This is a genomic window from Streptomyces sp. SID3343 (assembly GCF_009865215.1).
Taxonomy (GTDB): Bacteria; Actinomycetota; Actinomycetes; order Streptomycetales; family Streptomycetaceae; genus Embleya.
On sequence record NZ_WWJX01000418.1, the window covers coordinates 1 to 21,699 of the forward strand.

A 21,699-nucleotide genomic window follows, 5' to 3' on the forward strand; every position below is an offset into this window, starting at 1 on the left:
CCTTGGCGAGCGCACGCGCGGGCCCGGAGCGCGGCCAGGAAGACCGCGAGCGTGCCGTGGCCGCCGCCGGCGACCACGTGCAGGCCCGCCTGGGCCTGCCGGTCGGCCTCGCCGGGGTTGCCCGCCCAGTAGGCGATGGAGGAGCCGGCCGCGTGGATCCACGCCTGGAGCGCGGGATGACCGGCGCGGGTCGCGCACTCGGCGGCGGTGCGCGCGTGTACGAGCGCGGCGCGGTGTTGGCCGTAGTCCTCCGACGCGTAGCTGAGCAGCGCGCACGCGCGGCCGGCGATCAGGTACAGGTCCCGTGCCTCGGACGGCGATTGGCGGCCGGCCAGCAACTGCGCGGCGGTGTCGCGGATGTGCAGCAGGTCCACGAACAGCGGCCCGAGCGGGTCGTGTACGTACGCGTGGGCGATCCGCACGAGGTCGTCGTGCAGGGCCTGGAGCGTGTCCGGGCCGGTGGAGCTGTCCCGGGCGAGGTCGCGCAGCAGCGCCGACTCGGCCGCCGCGGTCTGCAGGACGCGGCTGTCCACGCCGGTCACCGCCGCCAGGTCGCGGCTGCGGGCGGGTTCGAGGGTGGAGCGGCCGGTGGTGGCCGTGGTGCCCGCGGGCGCGCGAAACGGCTGCGCGGTGGGTGGGGCGGGCCGGCGGTCCTCGGGCAGGTCGCGGTAGTCCTCGACGTCGAGGAGTTCACCGACCTCGGTGCCGTACAGGTAGGCCAGCAGGCGCAGCACGTGGTCGGGAGGTCGGCGACCTCGCCGGGGCCACTGCTCGTAATCCCATAATCGGGAAACCACCAGCAGGGTCGCGCGATCGGGGTCGAGCCGGGCGGCGAGGTCGTTGGCGTGCGCGCACGCGGTGTCCAGGCTCCAGCCGTGCGCGAGGCGGTAGGCCTCCCGAGGACGCAGTCCGTGCCGTCGCGCCAACTCCCGGGCGACGTCGCCGGCGCCCAGGCCCAGATCGTGCATCTCGGCCCGCAGCGCCTCGCGTTCGGCCTTTTTCGGCGGTGCCATGGACTCCTGCCGATCCATCTAGACCCCGTAGCGACCCTGTGTCGAGCACCGACCGTAGTGCACACGTGACCGGAATGGCTAAGGAATCGATCAACAACGGTGAAATGCATGTGCACATGGACGGTATATGCGCAGGTCCGTCGGTTGGCGACGTGGTGAAGAACCGTGGCCGCGTCGGGAGATGGAATCCGCCGCCGGCGCCGGAAGACTTGGGGTGCGTCCGGCCGGGGACGCAGTACCGAAGCCTGCCCCCGAGGCGCCCCCTCCCGCGGCCGCCGAGGCCCTGCCGGGAGGCCCGCCCCGTGCCGTCCCCTTCTTCCGTTCCGCTCTTCGAGGGTTGCGATGACACGAGACAAAGCCGAACTGACGGTGCTGTGCGCCCTGGGCCTGCTGTGCCTGGTGCTCTGCGTGCTCCAGGTCCGGCAGCGGCAGATCGCCGCCAGGGCACGCGAACGGGCGAGGGCGCTGGAGGAGGAAGTCCGCCTGCGCGACCGCGAACTCGCCCACCTGCTCGCCGACCGGCTGCCCAAGCTCGCCGACAACCTCCTCGTACAGCCGCCACCGGTGACCGGCCCCCGCGACACATCCTTGACCGGCAGCGCCTTCGCCGCCTCGATCGAGGCCGTGTACGCGCTGTTCGGCGAGACCCTCGCCCGCTCGCGCGAGCACGCGGACCACTCCGTGCGAGACACCCTGGGCGGCATCATCAGCCAGATCCAGGGCGTGGTCGGCGAACAGGAGGTCGAACTGCGGGCCATGCAGGAGCGGCACGAGAACCCGGACGTGCTCGCCGACCTGCTGCGCCTGGACCACCTCAACGCGCAGATGATGCGCCGCGCGCAGACCGTCGCCGTGCTGTGCGGACGCTGGACCGGCCGCCAGCGTGACGCGTCGGCGCTGACCGACGTGGTGCGCGGCGCGATCTCCAAGATCTCCGACTACCGCCGCGTGGAGTACGCCGAGAACGACGAGATCGCCGTCATCGCCCAGGCGGTCGAGCCGATCGTGTTGTCGGTGGCCGAACTCCTGGAGAACGCCGCCCGCAGGTCCCAGCCCAACGCCCCGGTGCGGGTGGGCATCCAGTCCGCGTACAACGGGGTGGCGATCACCATCGACGACGCGGGCGTGGGCATGGACGACCGGCAGATGCGCGAGGCCCGCGAAATTCTCGGCGGGAGCACGGCCATCGACATCACCCGACTGGGCGACCCGCCGCGGATCGGATTCCCCGCGGTGGCCGCCCTCGCCGGGCAATACCACTTCTCCGCACACCTGGAGGGCACGTCCGCGTACGGCGGCGTTCGCGCCGTCGTGTTCATCCCCTCCGCACTGTTGACTCGTTCCGCCCGTCCCGCCCCGCGTACGGCCCCGGCCGACGCGCCCCCCGCGAACGCCTCCGGGCTGCCGCAACGCACCCGCGCCGCCCGTAGCACCGAGACGGCGATACCGACCACAGCCGAACCCGTCGTCCGCGTCGCGGCCGTGCCCACCGGCGCGGCCGTCTCGCCCGAAGAGGTGGGCGCCCGCCTGGGCGCGTTCCAGACCGGAACTCGCGAAGGACGCCGCATCGACGGCTTGGACCCCGACAGCCAGAACAGGTGAACACGACATGAGCCACGACGCGTTCGATCCCGACACGTTCGATTTCGGCAAGGTCGACTTCCTGCTCGACCAGGCCGTGCACCGCGTGCCGCACGTCCACGGGGTCATCCTGCTGACCGCGGACGGCCTGCTGCGGGCCAGGACCCGCAACGCCCCCACCGAGGAGGTCGGGCAGCGGATGTCCGCCGCGCTGTCCTCGCTCCAGTCCACCAGCCGCAGCACCGCCGAATTCGTCGGCGAGGCACCGGCCCACGCCCCCGACACCGGCCGCAACTGGCGCCAACTCCTGGTGGAGTTCGACCACGGCTACGTCCTGGTCGTCGCCGCCGGCGAGGGCGCCTACCTCGGGGTCGCCACCGGCGACCTCGCCGACCTGCGCCAAGTGGGGCGCTGGACCCAGGAGTTGGTCCAGTCGGTGGGCCGACTCCTGGTCGCCCCCGCGCGCGTGGACGTAGGCAGCGGGGCATGAGCGAGGCCCGGCGCCCCCGGCCCCCGCTGGTTCGTCCCTACCTCGCCACCGGTGGGCGCACCCGCGCCAGTCGCCCGCTGTTCGACGTCCTCACCGTCCTGCACGCGCCCGGCGACCTGCCGGTGGGCGACCTGGGCCCCGACCATCGCCGCCTGGTCCACCTGTGCGTCGGCAGCCTCCTCCCGCTCTTGGAGGCCGCCGCCGCGATGCGGCTGCCCACCGGGATCACCAAAGTCCTGGTCGCCGACCTCGTCGACAGCGGCCACCTGATCACCCGCGCGCCCATCCCGCAGGCAGGGCCCACCAATCGAGAGCTGGCCGAGAGGTTGATTCGTGGACTCCAGGCTCTCTGAGCGCCCCGCCCGGGGGCTGTCACACCGGGCACACCTGGTGAAGATCGTGATAGCCGGCGCCTTCGGCGTCGGCAAGACCACGTTCGTCAACACACTGTCCGAGATCGCGCCGCTGCGCACCGAGGAGTCGATGACCCAGGCGAGCGTCGGCCTGGACGACCTGCGCGGCAAGCCCGACAAGACCACCACGACCGTGGGACTGGACTGGGGGCGGCTGACGTTCGACGACGACCTCGTGCTGTTCCTGTTCGGCGCCCCGGGGCAAAAACGCTTCCGCGACATCTGGCACGAGACCGCGCGCGGCGCGTTCGGCGCGCTGATCCTCGCGGACACCCGCTACCTGGCCGAGTCGTTCGAATCCCTGACCCTGGTCGAGGAGATGGGACTGCCGTACGCGGTGGCCGTCAACCTCTTCCCCGAGGCCCCGCAGTATCCCGAGGCGGACCTGCGCGGCGCGCTCGACCTGGCGCCCGACACCCCGCTGGTGTTCTGCGACGCGCGCGACAAGACCTCCGCCGCGCGAGCCCTGACCGACCTGCTGCGCCACCTGCTGGACACCGACGCATTGGACCCCCACATCTTGGACACCGCATGACCCACCCGTCCCCGCCGGCCCAGGTACCGCCCGTACCGCCGACCGGCTGCCCGGCCCACTCCACGACGCCTCGGGAGCACCCGGCGCTCGACGAGGCGGCCGCGGAACCGGCGTTCGTGCGACTGTTCGGCCCGGAGTTCTCCGCCGACCCGCAAAGTACGTACCGCCTGCTGCGCTCGATGGGCCCGATCGCGCCCGTGGAGATCTCGGAAGGCGTGTACGGGCGGATCACCACGACCTACGCCGCCGCCCTGGACCTGCTGCGCGACAACCCGAACCGGTTCGCGAAGAACCCCAGCCACTGGCGTGCCCTCGCCGCCGGCGAGGTGCCCGCGGACAGCCCCGCGCTGATGATGATGATGGAACGCGACAACGCGCTGTGGAAGGACGGCCCCGAACACACGCGCCTGCGCACCGCGATCACCGACAGCCTGGCCAGGATCGACCAACACGCCCTGCGCGCCCTGGTCAAGCGCACCGCCGACCGGCTCATCGACGCCGTCCAGGAACACGGCGAGGCCGACCTGATGGCCCAGTACGCGGCGCCGCTGCCGATGGCCGTGCTGTTCGACCTGTTCGGCTGCCCGCCGCCGATCGGCGAGCGGATCGTGGCCAGCCTGGTGCAACTCTTCGACGCGTCCCAGGACGCCGCGGCGGCCAACGTCGAACTGGAGCGCGCGTGCGGCGAGTTGACCGCGCTCAAGCGCGCGACGCCCGGCGCCGACGTGACCACGTGGCTGATCGAGCACCCGGCCGAACTCACCGACGCCGAAATGGTCCAGCAGATCCTGCTCGTGATCGGCGCCGGCACCGAACCCAGCACCAACCTGATCGGCAACGCGCTGACCCTGATGCTCGCCGACGACCGGTTCGCCGGCTCCGTCGTCGACGGCGCGCAATCGGTGGGCGGCGCGCTGGACCACGTGCTGTGGACCGACCCGCCGATGGCCAACTACTCGCCGCTCTACCCCATCCAGGACACCGTCTACGAGGGCATCTGGCTCGCCGCCGGGGTCCCGGTACTGATCTCGTTCGCCGCCGCCAACACCGACCCGGCACTCGGCCTCGGCGAAGGGCACCGGGCCGGCAACGTCGCGCACCTGGCCTTCTCCGCCGGCGCGCACGGCTGCCCGGCGCCCGGAACGGCCCGGGTGATCGCCGAGATCGCGGTCGAGCGGGTGCTGGACCGGCTGCCCGGACTGACCCTGGCCGGGCCCGCCGAGGAACTCGTCCGTCGACCGGGAACCTTCGCCAGCGGGTGGACGGCCCTGCCCGTCGTCTTCCCGCCCGCGTCCACAACCGCCGCATCGTCCGCGACGTTCGCCATCTCGCCCGTCGCACCCTCCGTCGCATCGTCTGGAGTCTCATGGACACGCAGCAATCCGCCGGATGCCCCTACCGTCTCGACCCCACCGGCAACGACATCCACGGTGAAGCCGCCGCCCTCCGTGCCCAGGGGCCCGCGACGCGTGTGGAACTTCCTGGGCACGTGGTGGCGTGGGCGATAACCGACTTCGAACTGATCAAGAAGCTGGTGACCGATCCGCGGATATCCAAGGACGCGCACCAGCACTGGCCCGCCTGGATCGATGGGGAAATACCCGCCGACTGGCCGCTGTTCGCGTGGGCCGCGGTGAAGAACATGCTCACCGCGTACGGCGACGACCACACGCGGCTGCGGCGGCTGGTGGGCACGGCGTTCACGCCCCGGCGGGTCGCGGCGATGCAGCCGCGCATCGAGGAGATCGCGGCAACGCTGCTCGATCGGTTGGCCCAGACCCCGCCGGGCGAGCAGGTCGACGCGCGGGACCTGTACGCGTATCAGATCCCGATCCGGGTGATCTGCGAGCTGTTCGGTATACCGGACGAGCCGGCCGCGGAGTTGCGCGGACTGGTGGACAGCCTGTTCAACACGCACGCGTCCCCCGAAGAGGTCGTCTCGACCTACGGCAACCTCTACCGGTGCCTGGGCGAACTCATCGCCGCCAAGCGGCAGACGCCCGGCGACGACCTGACCAGCGAATTGATCGCGGCACGCGACGACGAGGGCGACTCGAAGCTGTCCGAGCAGGAACTGCTCGACTCCCTCGTGCTGTTCATCGGGGCGGGGCACGAAACCACGGTCAACCTGCTCGACACGGCGATCTTCGCGTTGCTCACGCACCCCGAACAGCTCGCGCTCGTGCGGGCGGGGGAGGCCACGTGGGACGACGTGATCAACGAGGCGTTGCGGTGGCGGGCGCCGATCGCCAACCTGCCGTTGCGGTTTGCCATCGAGGACGTGGACCTGGGCGACGGGACGGTGCTGCGCAAGGGAGAGCCGATCGTCACCGGGTACGCGGCCGCGGGGCGCGATCACGCGGTGCACGGTGAGGACGCGGACGTCTTCGACGTGACGCGCGAGTCTCGGCGCGAGCACTTGGCCTTCGGGTACGGGGTGCACTTTTGCCTGGGGGCGCCGTTGGCTCGGTTGGAGGCGCAGATCGCGTTGCCGGCGTTGTTCGAGCGCTTTCCCGACATGACGTTGGCGGTGCGGGCGGAGGAGTTGACGGCGGTGGAGTCGTTCATTTCGAACGGGCACCGCGTGTTGCCGGTTCGGCCTTACGGCTTGGCCGCGGGCTAGGTTGGGTTGGGGGTGGCCTCAAGCGCCGGCCGGGCTGAGGGGTGGCCTTAAACGCCGGCGGGGCTGAAAGGTGGCCTCAAACGCCGGCCGGGCTGGGATTGGCCTCAAACGCCGGCCGGGCTGAGGGAGTGCCGGCCGGCTGAGGGGGGCGCCGGCCGGGGTGGGGGTCAGGTGGGGGGTAGGGCCAGGTGGGTGATCGATTGTTGGCGCATTTCGATTTTTCGGACTTTGCCGGTCACCGTCATCGGGAAGCTGTCGACGATCATGACGTAGCGAGGGATCTTGTAGTGGGCCAGACGGCCCGTACAGAAATCGCGGATTTCGGTGGGGGTGAGGTCGGCGGCGCCCGGGCGGAGTTTGATCCAGGCCACGAGTTCCTCGCCGTAGTGGTCGTCCGGTACGCCGACCACCTGGATGTCCTCGATGTCGGGATGGGCGTACAGAAACTCCTCGATTTCGCGGGGATAGACGTTTTCGCCGCCGCGGATCACCATGTCCTTGATCCGGCCGACGATCGATACGTAGCCGTCCGCGTCCATCGTGGCCAGGTCGCCCGTGTGCATCCAGCCGGCGGAGTCGATCACCTCGGTGGTGCGGGCCGGGTCGCGCCAATAACCCAGCATCACCGAGTAGCCGCGGGTGCAGAACTCGCCCGCGGCGCCCTCCGCGACGGTGTCGCCGGTGGCGGGGTCCACGATCTTGATCTCCAGGTGCGGGTGCACTCGGCCCACCGTGCCCACCCGCCGCTCCACCGAGTCCTCGCGCCGAGTCTGGGTGGACACCGGTGAGGTCTCGGTCATGCCGTAGCAGATGGTCATCTCGGTGAGGCCCATTCGGTCGATCGCCCGCTTCATCACCTCCACCGGGCACGGGGAGCCGGCCATCACGCCGGTGCGCAGGCTCGACAGGTCGTACTCGCCCTCGTCGAGCTCGGGCAACGCCAGTTCGGCGATGAACATCGTCGGCACCCCGTACAACGCCGTGCAGCGCTCCGCGTGCACCGCGCGAAGCGTGGCCGCCGGGTCGAACAGCGGAGCCGGGATCACGATCGCCGCGCCGTGGCTGGTGGCACCGAGATTGCCCATGACCATGCCGAAGCAGTGGTAGAACGGCACCGGAAGGCACACCCGGTCCAGCTCGGTCCAGCCCTGGATCTCGGCGACCTGGAAGCCGTTGCCGAGGATGTTGTGATGCGAGAGCGTCGCGCCCTTGGGATAGCCCGTGGTGCCCGACGTGTATTCGATGTTGATCGCGTCGTCCGGGGACAGCGTCGCCGCGCGTTCGCGAACCGCCGCGAGCGCAACGGTGCTTCCCTCGCTCAGCAGGTCCGGCCAATCGGGTGCGTCGATGTGCACGACACGTTCCAGCTCCGGGCACGCGTCGCGCACCTCGGCCACCATCGCCGGGTAGTCGCTGGTCTTGACGCGCGACGCGGCGACGAGCAGCCTGGTCCCCGATTGGGTGAGCGCGTACTCGATCTCGTGGACTCGATAGGCGGGGTTGAGGCTGACCAGGATCGCGCCGACCCGGGCCGTGGCGTACTGGGTGAGCACCCACTCGGCGCAGTTCGGCGACCAGATGCCGACCCGATCGCCCGCCAGGATCCCGGCGCCGACAAGCGCGCGGGCGAATTCGTCGACGGCGGCGTCGAATTGCGCGTACGTCCAGCGTCGTCCGGTCGCGCACTCGACCAGCGCGTCGCGGTGCGGGTGCTCGCTCGCGACCCGGGCCAGGTTCGCGCCGATGGTCTCTCGGGGCAACGCCGGCTCGGTTCCGCCACGCCGATACGCCTGCCGGGGCCGCTGCGGTCGGGCTGTGGTCATCTCGCATCACCAACCTGCTCGGGATGAGGACCGTACCCTCGCCCGATCCCCACGAATCAGACCGAGAGCGCCCGCCCCAAGGGGAGCTTGCCGGGGTCCAGTCCGGTGGCGGTGAGCGTGCCGTCCGCGGCGATCAGGCCGAAAACCGGGTAGCCCGTGACGGCCAGGCCCAGACCCAGCGGGCCGTCCTCCGGCTCGACCACCACGTGCGCGACGCCCGCCAACGCGGCGGCCTGCTCGCGGGTCTCGTCCGCGTCGCCGTGCAGTACGGCCAGCACGCTGCGCCCGTTCGCCTTCGCGGCCACCGCGACGAACGTGGGCAAACGCTCCTTACACGCCCCGCAGTCGGGCGAGAAGAAGCCGAACAGGGTCTCACCCAGGCCGTCCCGGGTGACGCGCTCGCCCGCCGCGGTGACGGCGGCGAAGTCCGGCACGGCCGAACCGGTCGGCAACACCAGGTCGTCGACGGCCGCGTCGAAGTGCCGATCACCCCGGGCCCGAAGCTTGCGCACGATGCCGAAGGTGAGCAGCAGATTCAACAGACACAACGCGCCGAGAAGGACGACGGCGGCGATCAGAACGGGCATCCGGGGTCTCCCGAGCCGGCGAAGTGGGCGCGCCGAATTATCTCCGGCGAGCGGGACCGACGCACTGTAACTCCCGACGCCGCGTCGGCGACAGAGGTTGTGCAGCGATATGGAATACAGATGGAATCGCCTTTCCCGATTCACAACTGCCTTGCTCTTGCGGTCAATTGGGAATTCGTCCTAACGTCGCTGCGGCCGGGGCACACCCTGCTTCGGTACCACCACCCCTGCGATGGAAGGTCCACGATGATCCGTGTGATCGGCACGATGGGTGACAAGCTCCTGGGGCTCGTTCTCCAGGAGAAACGAGCCGGGGCATGCGTCCCCGAACACGGGCAGTTCTGCGTATGCCGAGGGGGATACCGGTACATCTACAGCTGCAACGGCCCGTGCGTGAAGACCGCAACCCGTTGCTGACCGACGTACCCCCTGTCCGAAAACGACTGTGCGGAGGCATGCCATGAAGCGAGTGATCGGGTCGATGGGTGACCGGCTGTTGAGGCTGGCACTGCGAGAAGAGCGAGCCGGGGCCTGCGTGCCCGAGGTCGGCCAACTCTGCTACTGCAAGAGCCACAGGCAGTACCGCTTCACCTGCAACGGTGTCTGCACCAAGCGGACCAACACCTGTTGATCGACTCCCCGGCCGAGACTCCGGAGGGCGGCACGCCTTCGGGGTCTCGGCTGCGCCCGAGGGCGGTCAAAGTGGCGCTGGTCCTACAGTTTCGGGCCGCGCCGCTCGGCGCGTGCGCGCTGTTCGCCTCGACGGTGGCCGTCGGGGCGCTGCCGGCCGTCGTCGCGTGGCTGACCAAACTGCTCTTCGACGAACTCGGCCGGGGCGAACAGGCCGACTCGGCGCGTGCGGTGACCCTCGCGGTGTCCATCGCCGGGCTCGGCGCGGTGATCGCGGTGCTCCTGCAACTGGCGGGATACGTCGACGAATTGGTGCGGCGCCGATTGGTCGTGACGGTCGAGCGGGATCTGTTCGCCAAGGTGAACGAGTTTCGTGGGCTGCGCCGCTTCGAGGATCCCGCGTTTCACGACCGGTTGCGGCTGGCGCAACAGGCGTCGGAGGACGCGCCGCACAACATCACCATGTTCAGCCAGGAGGTGGTCCGCTCGACCGCCGCGCTGAGCGGTTTCGCCGGTGCGCTCCTGGTGGTGTGGCCGCCCATGGTGGGGTTGCTGTTCCTGGTCGGCACGGCCGCGCTGGTCGCGCGTCTTTCGCTCGCCCGTCGCCAGGTGGCGGTGTGGGAGCTGACGTCGGGGCGGCAGCGACGGCGACTGTTCTATCGTTCGTTGCTGATCGATCCGCGGGCCGCCAAGGAGATCCGGCTGTTCGGCCTGGGCGACTTCCTGCACGGCCGGCTCGTGCGCGCGCTCGGCGACGCCACCGAGGCGGAACTCTCGGTGGCCCGCCGGGGCGCGTTCGTGCAGTCGGGATTCGCGGCGTTGAACGCGGCGGTGGCGGGCATGGGCATGGTCGTCGTGGTGATCGGCGCGGCCCACGGACGGTTCACCGTCGGCGACGTGATGCTCTTCGTCGCCGCGGCCGCGGGCGTGCAGGGCGCGTTCACCGGAGTGGTCACGCAGGCCGGCGAAGCGGCCGAGGCGGTACGGCTGTTCGGCCACTACCTCGACCTGATGGAGACCGCGGACGACGTCGTCGGCGGCGTCGAGCCGGTGCCGGCGCTGCGCGAGGGGATCGAGTTTCGCGACGTGTGGTTTCGCTACGACCCCGACGGGCCCTGGATATTGCGCGGGGTGGACCTGATCGTGCCGGCGGGATCCGCGATCGGGCTGGTGGGGCGCAACGGCGCCGGCAAGAGCACGCTGATCAAACTGCTGTGCCGGTTCTACGACCCCGAACGCGGCTCGATCCGGTGGGACGGTGTGGACATCCGCACGTTGGACGTGGCCGGCCTGCGTCGGCGGATCGGCGTCACGTTCCAGGACTACATGGCGTACGACCTCTCCGCCGCGGAAAACATCGGCATCGGCGACCTGCCGCATCGCCGCGACCGCGAACGCGTGCGCGAGAGTGCGACGTTGGCCGGGATCGACGCCGCCCTGGTCGCGCTGCCCGACGGCTACGACACCCAGCTCAGCCGGGTGCACCTGGACGAGGACGACGACCGGACCGGGGTCACGCTCTCCGGCGGCCAGTGGCAACGAGTCGCGCTGGCCCGCTCGTTGATGCGCGCCGACGCCGACCTGCTGATCCTGGACGAGCCCAGTTCGGGCCTGGACGCCGAGGCCGAGTACGACGTGCACCGCACCCTGCGCGCACACCGTGCCGGTCGCACCGGCCTGCTGGTCTCGCACCGGCTCGGCGCGTTGCGCGACGCGGACACCATCGCCGTGCTCGAACAGGGCCGCGTCAGCGAACTGGGCACCCACGAGGAGCTGATGGCGCTCGCCGACGGGCACTACGCCCGGTTGTTCGGGCTTCAGGCGTCCGGCTATCTCGACACTCGCGCGAAGGTCACCGAGGAGGCGCAGTGAACGGTTTCGGACGAACCGCGGCGGCGGTGGCCGCGGTGGCCGCGGTGGCGAGGTGGGTGGTGCGGTCGCGGTTCGCGCTGGTTCGGGTGACCGGAGACAGCATGGCGCCGACCTTCGCGGACGGTGATCGGCTGTTGATCCGGCGCACCCGGCGAGTGGGCCGCGGCGAGGCGGTGGTGTTCGGCAACCCCGTACCGGGGTTCGACGACGGCGCGGGCGAACTGCGCTGGCTGGTCAAGCGGGTGACGGCGACGCCCGGCGATCCGGTGCCGGCCGACGTGCGCGAGCGGGTCCCGGCCGGGCCGGTGGTGCCCCCGGGAGCGCTGGTGGTGCGCGGTGACGGGGTGCGCAGCCAGGACTCGCGGCACTTCGGCTACGTCCCGGTGTCGACGGTGCTCGGGGTGGTCCTCGGCCGAGTCCTCGCCGGAGCCGACGACGGCCCCACGACGACCGGGCGACGATTCGCGCGTCGGGACCGCAGGTGAAGACCGGGTGGGGCGGCCTCGCCCCACCCGGTGATCGGTTACGGCCGCGGCCGGCCGCGGCCGTCGGCGCGCAGCAGCGGGCTGTCCGCACGCAGGAGACGTTGGCGATAGGCGACGGCGTGCCAGGCCGCTTCCCGATAGGCCGCCTCCAGTTCGTGATAGACGGCGTCGATCAGGGCGGGAGCGGGACCGTTCTCCGGGCGGTAGGCCAGGAACAGGCGCACCGCGAGCGGGTCGTCGTACAGCGGGCGAATCGCCATCTCGACCCGGGGGCGCGAGGTCGGTTGGCACGGAGTGACCACCTCGGCGAGGGCGACCATGTGGGTCGCGGTGAGGTAATCGCCGTGCAGGATACGAGGGTTGATCCCGGCAGCGGACAACACCTCGCGCAGCCCCTCCCATTCGCCGTCCACGCTCGGGTCGACCATCCACTGGTCGTCGGACAGGTCGGCGAGCTTGACCTCGGGCTCGCCGGCGGCCGGGTGGTTGGGGGACATCGCGATGAACTGCGGCTCCCGCTCCACCAGTACCCGCTTGTGCACCCCGTCCGGCACCCGGACCGGGAACCCCTCGACCTCGTGCACGAACGCGACGTCGAGTTGGCCCGCCGCGACCATCTCCAGGAGCGAGGTCGCGGAGACGTCCACCCGTAGATAGGTGTCGGTGTGCGGGAGTCGGGCGCGCAGCCGATGCACCCAATCCGCTATCACCCGGTTGGCGGTTCCGCCGATCCGCAGGTGTGGACCCGCGGAACGGACCGCCTCGGCCTGGGTGTCGATCACCAGCGCGCTCATCTCGGCCATGATGGGCCGGGCCCGGTGGAGCATCGTGAGCCCGAGCGGAGTGGGCCGACTTCCGGTACGGCCCCGGACGAACAACGGTGCGCCCAGCGCGTTTTCGATGCGTCTGAGCTGGGCGGTCAGGGACGGCTGAGTCATGCCCAACAAGCGGGCGGCAGCATGCAGGCTGCCTGTGTCGCCGATGGCGCACAGTGCGCGAAGGTGCCTCACCTCGAGCTCCATGAGCGGAGGATAGGGCGCCGCGCCGAGGTCGTACCAGACTCCGGCGTGTGACGGATCCACCGCACAGCGGATTCGGTCGGTGATACGACCGCACTATCGCCGGTTGTCATCATCCGGGGCGGGGTGGGATCCGGTGAGACTCGTCCCGCACCGGTCAGGTCTACGGCACACAAGGAGTCCCCCCATGAGTGGCCCGCGTCCCCCGCGCACCCGCAAGATCCTGCTTTCGACCGCACTCGGCCTCGGCCTCGCGGCAGGTCTGGTCGCCGCCCCGGCGGCATCGGCCGCCCCGCCGCCCCCGGTGGCCGCCCCGCTCGTCGCGGCCGCCTACTCCGGCCACGAGAGCGAGGCACAGAACAAGGCGTTCCTCGACGCGGTGATGAAGTCGGTGGCGAGCAAGCGCGCCGCCGCGCCGAACTCGCTCGCCGCGGTCACCGTGTACTACAGCACCGCAAACGCGCCGAGCTTTCGCACCCAGATAGCCCAGTCCGCCCAGATCTGGAACAGCTCGGTCACCAACGTGCGCCTTCAGGAAGGCGGCAACGCCGACTTCCAGTACTACGAGGGCAACTCCGCGCAGGGCTCGTACGCGAGCACCGACGGCCACGGCAACGGCTACATCTTCCTCGACTACCGGCAGAACCAGCAGTACAACTCGACCCGGGTCACCGCGCACGAAACGGGTCACGTGCTGGGTCTGCCCGACCACTACTCGGGCCCGTGCAGCGAGCTGATGTCCGGCGGCGGCCCCGGTACGTCGTGCACCAACCCGAACCCCAACGCGACCGAGCGAGCCCGCGTCAACAACCTGTGGCGCAACGGTCTGGTGGCTTTCACCACCGCCTCCTGATCGACGCCACACCACGACCCGGCACCCGCCTGCCGCCCACACGGCAGTCGGGTGCCGGACCATCCCCGAACCGACGTCCGAACCCACACCCGGGACCGACCCCGGCCGGACCCGGACCGTCCCAACGACTGCCCGCCCGGTATCTCGTCGCCGGGTCAGTCGCCGAGCACCGCGCGCAGGTAGCGCAGGCGTATCGCGGCCTGGAACGCGCCGCCGCCCTCGTGGTCGTTGTAGGGGTAGACCTCCATCCGCTTCTCGGCCGCGTAGTGGTGGTAGGCGGCGAATATCGTCGACGGCGGGCACGTGGTGTCCATCAACGCGGCGCTGAACAACGCCGGCGCGGTCGCGCGCGCCGCGTGGTTGACCGCGTCGAAGTAACTCAGCGTGCGAAAGACGGCGTCCACGTGTCCGCGATGCACCGCGAGATAGCCGGCGATCTCGCGGTAGGGCCCGGTGGACGCGACCTCGGCGCCACGCCGCAGGTCGCACAGGAACGGCACATCGGGAAGTACCGCGGCCAGATCGGGCACCAGGCCCGCCACCGCGAGCGAGAGGCCGCCGCCTTGGCTCTCCCCGGCCACCGCGACCCGGCCGGGGTCGACGGCGGGGTGCGAGCGGGCCGCCGCGACCGCTCGTACCGCGTCGACGAAGACCCGCCGGTAGTAGTAGTCGGCCGGATCGGCGATGCCCCGCGTCATGAATCCGGGGTGCTGCGGACCGCCGCCGGCGGGGGAGTCGTCACCGGTTGCCCCGGCCCGCCACACGCTGCCCTGGCCGCGTACGTCCATCACCAGGTGCGCGAACCCGGCCGCCGCGTAGAGCAGTTGCTCGTGAGGCAGCCCGCGACCACCGCCGTAGCCGGGGAATTCGACCACGCACGGCAACGGTCCGTCGCGGTGCGCAGGCAGCACGAGCCACCCGCGCACGCGCTGTCCACCGCATCCCGAGAACGCCACGTCGTACACGGTGACCTCGGTCAGCCCGCACTCCTCGCGGGTGAACACCGCGTCCGCATCCAGGCGGTCGGCCTCGGCGAGAGCGGCGCTCCAGAACGCGTCGAAATCGGCGGGCTCTTCGCGCTCGGGCCGGTATCGCTCCAGCTCCGCCAACGACAGGTCGCTCAGGGGCATGCTCGTGGTCCTTTCCCGACGTCGCGTCGTGCGGCGTCTCGAACGCGATCCTCACACCGCCGCTCGCGCGCCCCGCACGGGGGTCGATCCGGGGCGCCCACGGCACTCGGGACATCTATGAGTGAACCCCCCGAAAGCGGTAGGCTGGGAAGCGACCGGATGTGATCGTCCATGTCAGGAGGTCCCCATGCCGACCTCGACCGATCCGCAGACCCTGCACTGCGCACTGCGCGGAGCCCGCTACCCCGCACTGCCGCGTGATCTCGCGGGCGTGGCCGAACACAACCGGGCGTCGCGCAGCGTGTTGCAGCTGATTCGCGCCCTGCCCGTGCGACCGTACGAGGGACCGAACCAGGTGTGCATGGCCGTGCACGGACGGTTCGGGGAGTGCGCGCGCGGACTGTGACCGGGTGAGCACGCGAGCCGTCGGTTCACCGCGTCCGGTTCAGTCGTCCAGCAGGGCGCGCTCCTTCGCCACGCGAACCGCCGCGGTCAACCCGTCGATGTCGTAGGGGCCGTGATGGCGGCGGCCGTTGACGAAGAACGTCGGGGTGCCGGACACGCCACTGAGGTCGGCCGAATCCTCGTCCTCCGCGACCCGATCGGCGCCGCGGCGCGTGCGCAGATGCTCGTGGAAGCGCTCGACGTCCAAGCCCAGTTCGGCGGCGTGGGCCAACAGGTCGCGTGGCTTGAGTTCGTCCTGGCGCCGCAACAGCAGATCGAACATGGACCAGAACTCGCCCTGCTCGGCGGCCGCCTCGGCGGCCTCCGCCGCCTGCCGGGCACGGGGGTGCACGTCGGGCAGCGGCAGGTGACGCCACACGTAGCGAACATCGCCGAAGTCCGCGAGCAACGCCCTGACCACGGGCTCGGCCAGACCGCAATACGGGCACTCGAAGTCGCCGTACTCCACCAACGTCACCGGGGCGTTCAACGGACCGCGCACGTGATCGCGGTCCGGATCCACCGGCGTTGCCAAGTCGATCACGCTGTGCGCGGTGCCCAGCAGCGCGCGCGAGCGCAACGGCCGCGGCAGCGCCCCGATCACCAGCGACACCAGCCACGTCAGCACGAACGCGCACACGACGGCGCTGAGCACGCCGACCTTCGCCTCCTCCAACCGGGGGCCGTCGAAGGCCAACGTGGCGATCAGCAAGGACACCGTGAAGCCCACGCCGGCGATGGTGCCGCCGCCGACCACCGCGCCCCACCCCACCGGAGGCCGCAACCGCCCGCCGCTCACGCGCGTGGTCGCCCACGAGATGCCGATGATGCCCACGGGCTTGCCCACCACATAGGCGAGCAGGATGCCCAGCGTCACCGGCGACGTGAACGCCCGCGACAGCAGACCCGCGTCGATGGTGATCCCCGCGTTGGCCAACGCGAACAGCGGGACGATCAGGTAGCTCGTCCACGGGTGGTACATCCGCTGGAGCCGCTCGTTCGGCGACAGCGCCGCCGCGATGCCGAGCCGGGCGGAGCGCTCCAACTCGGGGGTCGGCTGCTCCCGGAAGGAGCGGAACAGGCCGGTGGCGCGCTCCAGATCGCCGCGCGAGGCCGGATAGGCGTAGGTCAGGAGCCCCATCGACAGCCCGACCACGACCGGGTCCACACCCGATTCGAGCATCGCCACCCACGCGGCCACGCCGATCACCGCGTACGGCGCGCCGTGGCGGACCTTCCCCGCCCGCACCAACAGCAGGGCCGCGAGCAGGCCGCACGCCACCAACAGCGCCACCGGTTCGATGTGTTCGCTGTACGCGACCGCGATCACCACGAGCGCGACGAAGTCGTCGACCACGGCGACGGTCAGGATGAAGGTGTGCAGGCGCTTGGGGAAGCGCGAGCCCAGCATCGCGAGCATACCCAGCGCGAAGGCGGTGTCGGTCGACATCGCCGCCCCCCACCCGTGCGCCGAGGAGTGGCCGGCGTTGACGGCCAGGAAGATGCCCACCGGGACGAGCATGCCGCTGATCCCGGCCAGCAACGGCAGTGTCAGGCGGCGCCGTTCGCGCAGCTCACCCAGGTCGAACTCGCGGCGCGCCTCAAGCCCGACGACGAAGAAGAACAGCGTCATCAGCCCGCTGTTGACCCATTCGCGCAGATCCAGCGAGACGCCGTGATCGCCCAGGCGGATGCTCAGCAGGGTTTGCCACACCCGCTCGTACGAGCCGGGTCCGATGTTCGCCCAGGCCAGGGCCGCGAGCGCGGCGAACAGCAGCACGGCGGCGCTGCCGCTCTCGGTGCGGATGAACGCCCGGCGGGGGCCGCGCCCTTGACGGTCGTCCTCGGTCTGCCCGGACAGATCCGCGGCATCGGTCGGCTGGGTCACGGTTGGTTCTCCCTGGCTTTCGCGGCGATCGCCCCCGACCGCAGCCGATCGCGGCCCACGCCGCATCGGCAGCCCGGTTGTCCGGTTGCCCGGTTGTCCGCCGGCCACGGCGCCGATCACGCGCCACCGGCGCGCCGGAGCCGAGAATAGCGGGCAAGCCGGGAGATACCGCGCCGCGCCGGCCACGCGCCGGGGTGACGGGGTCGACGGCGCCGTCCGCCGGCCGACCCGAACGCCGTCGACCGGCCGTCGCCGACCGGACCGGCGCGATCCGCCCAGGTCCTCTAGTCGAGGCAGAACACCCCGTCCACCCGCCACGCGGGCGTGGCCACCGACACCATGCTCGTCGCGGGGCCGGTGGAGGCCGGGGCGCGCGTGCTCGCGGTCGTGACGGTGCACACGATCTGTTGCAGGGCCGTCAGGCTCAGCGCGGGCGTGTTCGGGCCCAGGGAGATGTGGAGCACGCGCTCCTCGATCGAGACCCATCCGGGGGCGGCCTTCGTGGGGATCTCGGTGCCCCGCCCGACCGCCGCGTCCTCCGGGGTCGGCCCCGCGAGGAGCACGTCGAGCGCGGCCTGCGGTCCGTCGCCGCCGGGGGAGGACCGCAGCACGCGGACGACCCGGTGGCCGGTGACCAGGTAGACGTACACACTGCCCTCGTGGCTCGCGTCCGCGGGCGCGATGATGCCACCGGCGGGCGCGCCGGCGTCGACCGCGCCGGTCGAGGGGATGCCGCAGCCGACGGCCGCGGTGAGTACGAGGGCCGCCGCGGCGACGGCCATGGGTCCGGATGCCTTGGTCATGACGACGTGTCCTCGCCGGATCGGGAATGTCGGGGCGAATCGGTGGCGGCCGGCATGTCGGCGCCGGCCGGCGGTTTCGCGTCGGCCCGCATCTTCACCTTGGCCGGCAACTCCACGGTGAACAGGGCCCCGCCACCGGGTGCGTTGGCCGCGTGGATGCGGCCGCCGTGCAGCAGGACGTTCTCCCGCGTGATGGCCATGCCCAGGCCGCTGCCCACCGAGCGGGTACGTGCCGTGTCGGCCTTGTAGAAGCGCTCGAAGACCCGGTCGAGGGATTCGGCAGGCAGGCCCGGACCGTGGTCGCGAACGTGGAGGACGATCCAGTCGCCGTCCGCGCGCCGTTCGGCCGTCAGCCGTATCTCGACGGGCGGGCGGCCGTGGCGCAGCGCGTTGCCCACGAGATTGGCGAGCACCACGTCGAGGCGACGCGGGTCGAGTTCGGCGCGCAGCCAGGCCGGTACGTCGAGGGTCACGATCTCGCCCCACCCCCGGATGTCGAGGGATCGGCGGATCGCCTCCGCCAGGTCGAGCTCGTCCACGTGCAGGACGGCGGCGCCGGCGTCGAAGCGGGAGATCTCCATCAGGTCCTCGACCAGCGTGACGAGTTTGCCGGTCTCGGCGCCGATCAGCCGCAGCGCGGCGGCGGTGTCCGGGTCCAGGTGTTCGGCGGTGGCGTCCTCGTCGAGGATGTCGGTGACCGCGGCCATCGCGGCGAGCGGGGTGCGCAGTTCGTGCGAGACGTCGGCGGCGAAACCGCGCGCCCGGGCCTCCATGGTCTGCAATCGGTCGACGTTCTTCTCCAGGGCCGCCGCGGTGTGGTTGAAGTCCTGTGCCAGCTCGGCGAGTTCGTCCTTGCCCTTGACCTTGAGGCGAGTGTCCAGGCGGCCTGCGGCCAGGCTGCGGGTGGCGTGTTGGAGGGCGCGTACCGGGTGCAGCACGCCGGTGGCGGCGAGCATCGCGGGGACGAGGGCGAGCAGGACGGCCGGAACCGCGCCGCTGCGGGCGGCTCGCACCAGCGCCGCCTCGTCGCGCAGTTCGGGCTCCATCGAGGTGATCAGGTACACCTGTACGCCGGAGAGAGCGAAGCCGTCGTCGCGGTTGGCGAAGGTGATCGGTACGCCGACGGCCAGATAGACCTGTCCGTCGGCGCGCACGCGCTGGAACGCGGTCACCCCCTGGTCGACGGAGTCGCGCAGGAGGCCGGGGATCCCGACGGTGGTGAGCAGCGGCCCCGTGGTGGACCACAGGTCCTTGTAGATGGCGACGACGGTCCAGTGCCTGTTCGCCTCGGGGCCGTCCACCCGTGCGGCCAGCAGGTCCAGTGCGGTCTGGTCGGGCGGAAACGATACGGACGGGGCGATGTCCTCGACCCGGTCGCGCAGGTCGTTCACCGCGCGGTCCTGGCTGTGCTGCAACAGCGTGGAGCGGGCCTCGCGGTAGGTCAGCGTCGCCGTCGCGAGCGCGGCGAACGCGGCGACCAACACGAACGCCACGACCAGCCGGATCCGCAGGCCGCGCAGCCACCGGAACGGGCGGCCGGTCACACCGGCCCGAATCGGTAGCCGAAGCCTCGCACGGTCTGGATGTACCTGGCCGGCCCCTGCGGGTCCTCGATCTTGATCCGCAGCCGTTTGACACACGCGTCGACCAGTCGGCCGTCGGCGAGGTAGGGATGGCCCCACACCGATTCGAGCAGTTGGCCCCGGGTGAACACCCGGCCGGGGGACGAGGACAGCTCCAGCAGCAGGCGCAGTTCGGAAGGGGCGAGAGCGACCGGCCGCCCGGACTTGGTGACGGTGAGCGCGGCGCGGTCCAGGGCCAGTTCGCCGTGGACCTCGGCGCGGGTCTGGGGTCCGGCGGCCTCGGTGCGGCGCAGGACCGCGCGGATGCGGGCCTCCAGGACCCGGGCCTGTACGGGCTTGACCACGTAGTCGTCGGCGCCCGCCTCCAATCCGATCACGATGTCCATGTCGTCGTTGCGCGCGGTGAGCATGATGACCGGCAGCGTCCCCGCGGTGCGGATCCGGCGACACACCTCGAAGCCGTCGATGCCGGGCAGCATGAGGTCCAGGACCACCAGATCGGGGCGAAAGGACGTCAGTTTGGCGAGGCCGTCCTCGCCGGTGAGGGCGACGTCGGCCTGGTAACCCTGCCGACGCAGGCCGAGGGCGAGCCCCTCGGCCACGGCCGGGTCGTCTTCGATCAACAGCACACGAACCATCGGATCAGTATCGGGTCGCCCGCACGCGCGAGGCGGCCGTGACGGCCCGGCTCGGCCGATTGTGGCGAAACGGTCTTGTTCGGGAGTCCGCGGGAGCGGGTCCCCACGCGGTTGTGGCGAAACGGTCTTGTTCCGGTCCGGGGGCGGTCATCCCACGTTGTCAAGGTGACGGCCATGACAACACATACCGTTCGTCCCGCCGCTCGTCCCTTACTGCGCCGGCTGTCGTCTGCGACCGCTCCGATGTTCGCGGCGCTGCTCGCGCTGACCGCCGGGTGTGCGGGGGAGGCGACCAAGACGAGCCCGCCGCCGACCCAGGGCGGCGCGACGGCGCACGTGGAGCAGAAGCAGACCGCGTTCGACTACGCGTGGCCCAAGGGCGGCCAGGCGGCCGTGTTCGTCGAAGGAGTGGCCGAACCGGCGTCCTCGGGCCCGGTGAAGCCGACGCCGACCGCGAGCGTGGCCAAGGTGATGACCGCCTATGTCTTCCTCAAGGCCAGGCCGCTGGGGCCCGGCGCGCCCGGGCCGACTTTCTCGATATCCGCGGAGGAGGCCGCGCGTTACGGGGAGCGGGTGCGGCGCTTCGAGAGTCTCACCCCGGTGACGCCGGGTGAGCGGTTCACCCAGCGCCGCGCCCTGGAGGCGCTGATGGTGGTGTCCGCCAACAACATCGCCCACGAGATCGGCCGCTGGGTCGACGGTGGCGAGGCCGCGTTCGTTGCCCGGATGAACCGGACCGCCCGCGAACTGGGGATGAAGGACACCACCTATACCGACCCGAGCGGCTTCGACCCGACCACCGTCAGCACGGCCGCCGACCAGGTGAAACTGTTCACGGCCGCGATGCGCGACCCGGCCTTCGTCGAGGTGGCGGGCGTTCGCTCCTACGCCGCGCCGGGCGGCGAGTCCCACCCCAACGGCAACACGCTCCTGGGCAAGGAGGGCATGCTGGCCGGCAAGACCGGCTTCACCACGCCCGCCGGCGCCAACCTCGTCTTCGCCGCCGAGCGCCGGATCAACGGTACGAATCACCTGGTCGTCGGCGCGGTGATGGCGCAGCGCCCGGGCAAGAGCGCCGGCGTGGCCGTCACCGCGAGCCAGAAGCTGATCCGCTCGATCGGCACCAGTTGACCGCACCGCGTCGCCGCCGGGGTCGGGAGCAAGAATCGGGGCCGTCGATGGTGGCGATCGTGGTGAGGTCTCGTGGTACGGATCCTCCCCCGTGGGGATCCGTGCCACGAGACCGACGCCGAACAACCTAACACGAGATTGTTCGCATTAATTTGGTG

Annotated in this window: 21 protein-coding genes and 1 pseudogene; 13 read left to right on the forward strand and 9 right to left on the reverse strand. The window is 71.1% G+C overall.

From position 1 onward, the window contains the following. Positions 1-734, reverse strand: a pseudogene (locus tag GT354_RS13510) (hypothetical protein); the annotation flags it as partial. A 621-nt stretch (positions 735-1,355) separates the two neighbouring features. Between GT354_RS13510 and GT354_RS13515 the strand changes: the two are divergent. The 6 genes from GT354_RS13515 to GT354_RS13535 are packed head-to-tail and all read left to right on the forward strand — an operon-like array spanning position 1,356 to position 6,655. Further along, positions 1,356-2,615, forward strand: coding sequence for an ATP-binding protein (locus GT354_RS13515; RefSeq protein WP_161356544.1), 1,260 nt, complete (start codon positions 1,356-1,358; stop codon positions 2,613-2,615). Positions 2,616-2,622: 7 nt separating this feature from the next. Then, a complete protein-coding gene (locus tag GT354_RS13520) occupies positions 2,623-3,084 on the forward strand; it encodes a roadblock/LC7 domain-containing protein (RefSeq protein WP_161356545.1) in 462 nt (153 codons plus the stop codon). Further along, the gene (locus GT354_RS13525) at positions 3,081-3,437 is read left to right on the forward strand and encodes a DUF742 domain-containing protein (protein WP_161356546.1); all 357 of its coding nucleotides are present in this window, start codon (positions 3,081-3,083) and stop codon (positions 3,435-3,437) included. Before GT354_RS13520 ends, GT354_RS13525 begins: the two co-directional genes overlap by 4 nt. Positions 3,438-3,471: 34 nt before the next feature. After that, a complete protein-coding gene (locus GT354_RS13530; RefSeq protein WP_237534760.1) occupies positions 3,472-4,032 on the forward strand; it encodes an ATP/GTP-binding protein in 561 nt (186 codons plus the stop codon). Next, positions 4,029-5,540, forward strand: a complete 1,512-nt coding sequence (locus tag GT354_RS53930) for a cytochrome P450 (protein ID WP_237534758.1) — start codon at positions 4,029-4,031, stop codon at positions 5,538-5,540. Before GT354_RS13530 ends, GT354_RS53930 begins: the two co-directional genes overlap by 4 nt. Beyond that, a complete protein-coding gene (locus GT354_RS13535) occupies positions 5,504-6,655 on the forward strand; it encodes a cytochrome P450 (protein WP_346012010.1) in 1,152 nt (383 codons plus the stop codon). Before GT354_RS53930 ends, GT354_RS13535 begins: the two co-directional genes overlap by 37 nt. A 167-nt stretch (positions 6,656-6,822) precedes the next feature. On the opposite strand, the gene GT354_RS13540 is transcribed toward GT354_RS13535, so the two are convergent. Then, positions 6,823-8,478 (reverse strand): AMP-binding protein, encoded by a 1,656-nt coding sequence (locus GT354_RS13540; protein ID WP_161356548.1) that lies wholly within the window; start codon positions 8,476-8,478, stop codon positions 6,823-6,825. 56 nt (positions 8,479-8,534) lie between these two features. After that, the gene (locus GT354_RS13545) at positions 8,535-9,065 is read right to left on the reverse strand and encodes a TlpA family protein disulfide reductase (RefSeq protein ID WP_161356549.1); all 531 of its coding nucleotides are present in this window, start codon (positions 9,063-9,065) and stop codon (positions 8,535-8,537) included. 246 nt (positions 9,066-9,311) lie between these two features. Between GT354_RS13545 and GT354_RS52555 the strand changes: the two genes are divergently transcribed. From GT354_RS52555 to GT354_RS13555, 4 genes are read left to right on the forward strand one after another with little or no spacing between them, the layout of a single operon-like run. Further along, positions 9,312-9,482 (forward strand): hypothetical protein, encoded by a 171-nt coding sequence (locus tag GT354_RS52555; RefSeq protein ID WP_202511851.1) that lies wholly within the window; start codon positions 9,312-9,314, stop codon positions 9,480-9,482. Between the two features lie 43 nt (positions 9,483-9,525). Further along, positions 9,526-9,696, forward strand: coding sequence for a hypothetical protein (locus GT354_RS52560; RefSeq protein ID WP_202511852.1), 171 nt, complete (start codon positions 9,526-9,528; stop codon positions 9,694-9,696). After that, entirely contained in the window at positions 9,693-11,567 is a 1,875-nt protein-coding gene (locus tag GT354_RS13550; RefSeq protein WP_237534759.1) for an ABC transporter ATP-binding protein, read from the forward strand. Before GT354_RS52560 ends, GT354_RS13550 begins: the two co-directional genes overlap by 4 nt. Further along, positions 11,564-12,052, forward strand: a complete 489-nt coding sequence (locus GT354_RS13555; protein ID WP_202511853.1) for a S26 family signal peptidase — start codon at positions 11,564-11,566, stop codon at positions 12,050-12,052. The genes GT354_RS13550 and GT354_RS13555 overlap by 4 nt, the downstream gene beginning before the upstream one ends. A 38-nt stretch (positions 12,053-12,090) precedes the next feature. Here the strand turns inward: GT354_RS13555 and GT354_RS13560 are convergent, their stop codons facing one another. After that, positions 12,091-13,074 carry a LysR family transcriptional regulator gene (locus GT354_RS13560; protein ID WP_161356550.1) on the reverse strand — a complete coding sequence of 328 codons (984 nt, stop codon included), beginning with the start codon at positions 13,072-13,074 and terminating at the stop codon, positions 12,091-12,093. 184 nt (positions 13,075-13,258) lie between these two features. Between GT354_RS13560 and snpA the strand changes: the two genes are divergently transcribed. Further along, a complete protein-coding gene (gene snpA / locus GT354_RS13565) occupies positions 13,259-13,924 on the forward strand; it encodes a snapalysin (protein ID WP_161356551.1) in 666 nt (221 codons plus the stop codon). Between the two features lie 155 nt (positions 13,925-14,079). On the opposite strand, the gene GT354_RS13570 is transcribed toward snpA, so the two are convergent. Next, positions 14,080-15,054, reverse strand: a complete 975-nt coding sequence (locus GT354_RS13570; protein ID WP_161356552.1) for an acetylxylan esterase — start codon at positions 15,052-15,054, stop codon at positions 14,080-14,082. A 187-nt stretch (positions 15,055-15,241) separates the two neighbouring features. Here GT354_RS13570 and GT354_RS13575 point away from each other — a divergent pair, with 187 nt between their 5' ends. Continuing rightward, on the forward strand, positions 15,242-15,460 hold the full coding sequence (locus GT354_RS13575) for a DUF2795 domain-containing protein (RefSeq protein ID WP_161356553.1): 219 nt from the start codon (positions 15,242-15,244) through the stop codon (positions 15,458-15,460). A 39-nt stretch (positions 15,461-15,499) separates the two neighbouring features. Here GT354_RS13575 and nhaA read toward each other — a convergent pair whose 3' ends face one another. From nhaA to GT354_RS13595, 4 genes are all read right to left on the reverse strand, one after another. Then, positions 15,500-17,386, reverse strand: coding sequence for a Na+/H+ antiporter NhaA (gene nhaA, locus GT354_RS13580; RefSeq protein WP_346012011.1), 1,887 nt, complete (start codon positions 17,384-17,386; stop codon positions 15,500-15,502). A 284-nt stretch (positions 17,387-17,670) separates the two neighbouring features. After that, positions 17,671-18,189 carry a hypothetical protein gene (locus GT354_RS13585; RefSeq protein ID WP_161356554.1) on the reverse strand — a complete coding sequence of 173 codons (519 nt, stop codon included), beginning with the start codon at positions 18,187-18,189 and terminating at the stop codon, positions 17,671-17,673. Beyond that, positions 18,186-19,733, reverse strand: a complete 1,548-nt coding sequence (locus GT354_RS13590) for an ATP-binding protein (protein ID WP_161356555.1) — start codon at positions 19,731-19,733, stop codon at positions 18,186-18,188. The genes GT354_RS13585 and GT354_RS13590 overlap by 4 nt, the downstream gene beginning before the upstream one ends. Next, entirely contained in the window at positions 19,730-20,410 is a 681-nt protein-coding gene (locus GT354_RS13595) for a response regulator transcription factor (protein WP_161356556.1), read from the reverse strand. The genes GT354_RS13590 and GT354_RS13595 overlap by 4 nt, the downstream gene beginning before the upstream one ends. Before the next feature lie 174 nt (positions 20,411-20,584). Here GT354_RS13595 and GT354_RS13600 point away from each other — a divergent pair, with 174 nt between their 5' ends. Next, entirely contained in the window at positions 20,585-21,541 is a 957-nt protein-coding gene (locus tag GT354_RS13600) for a serine hydrolase (protein ID WP_161356557.1), read from the forward strand. Positions 21,542-21,699: the final 158 nt, after the last annotated feature.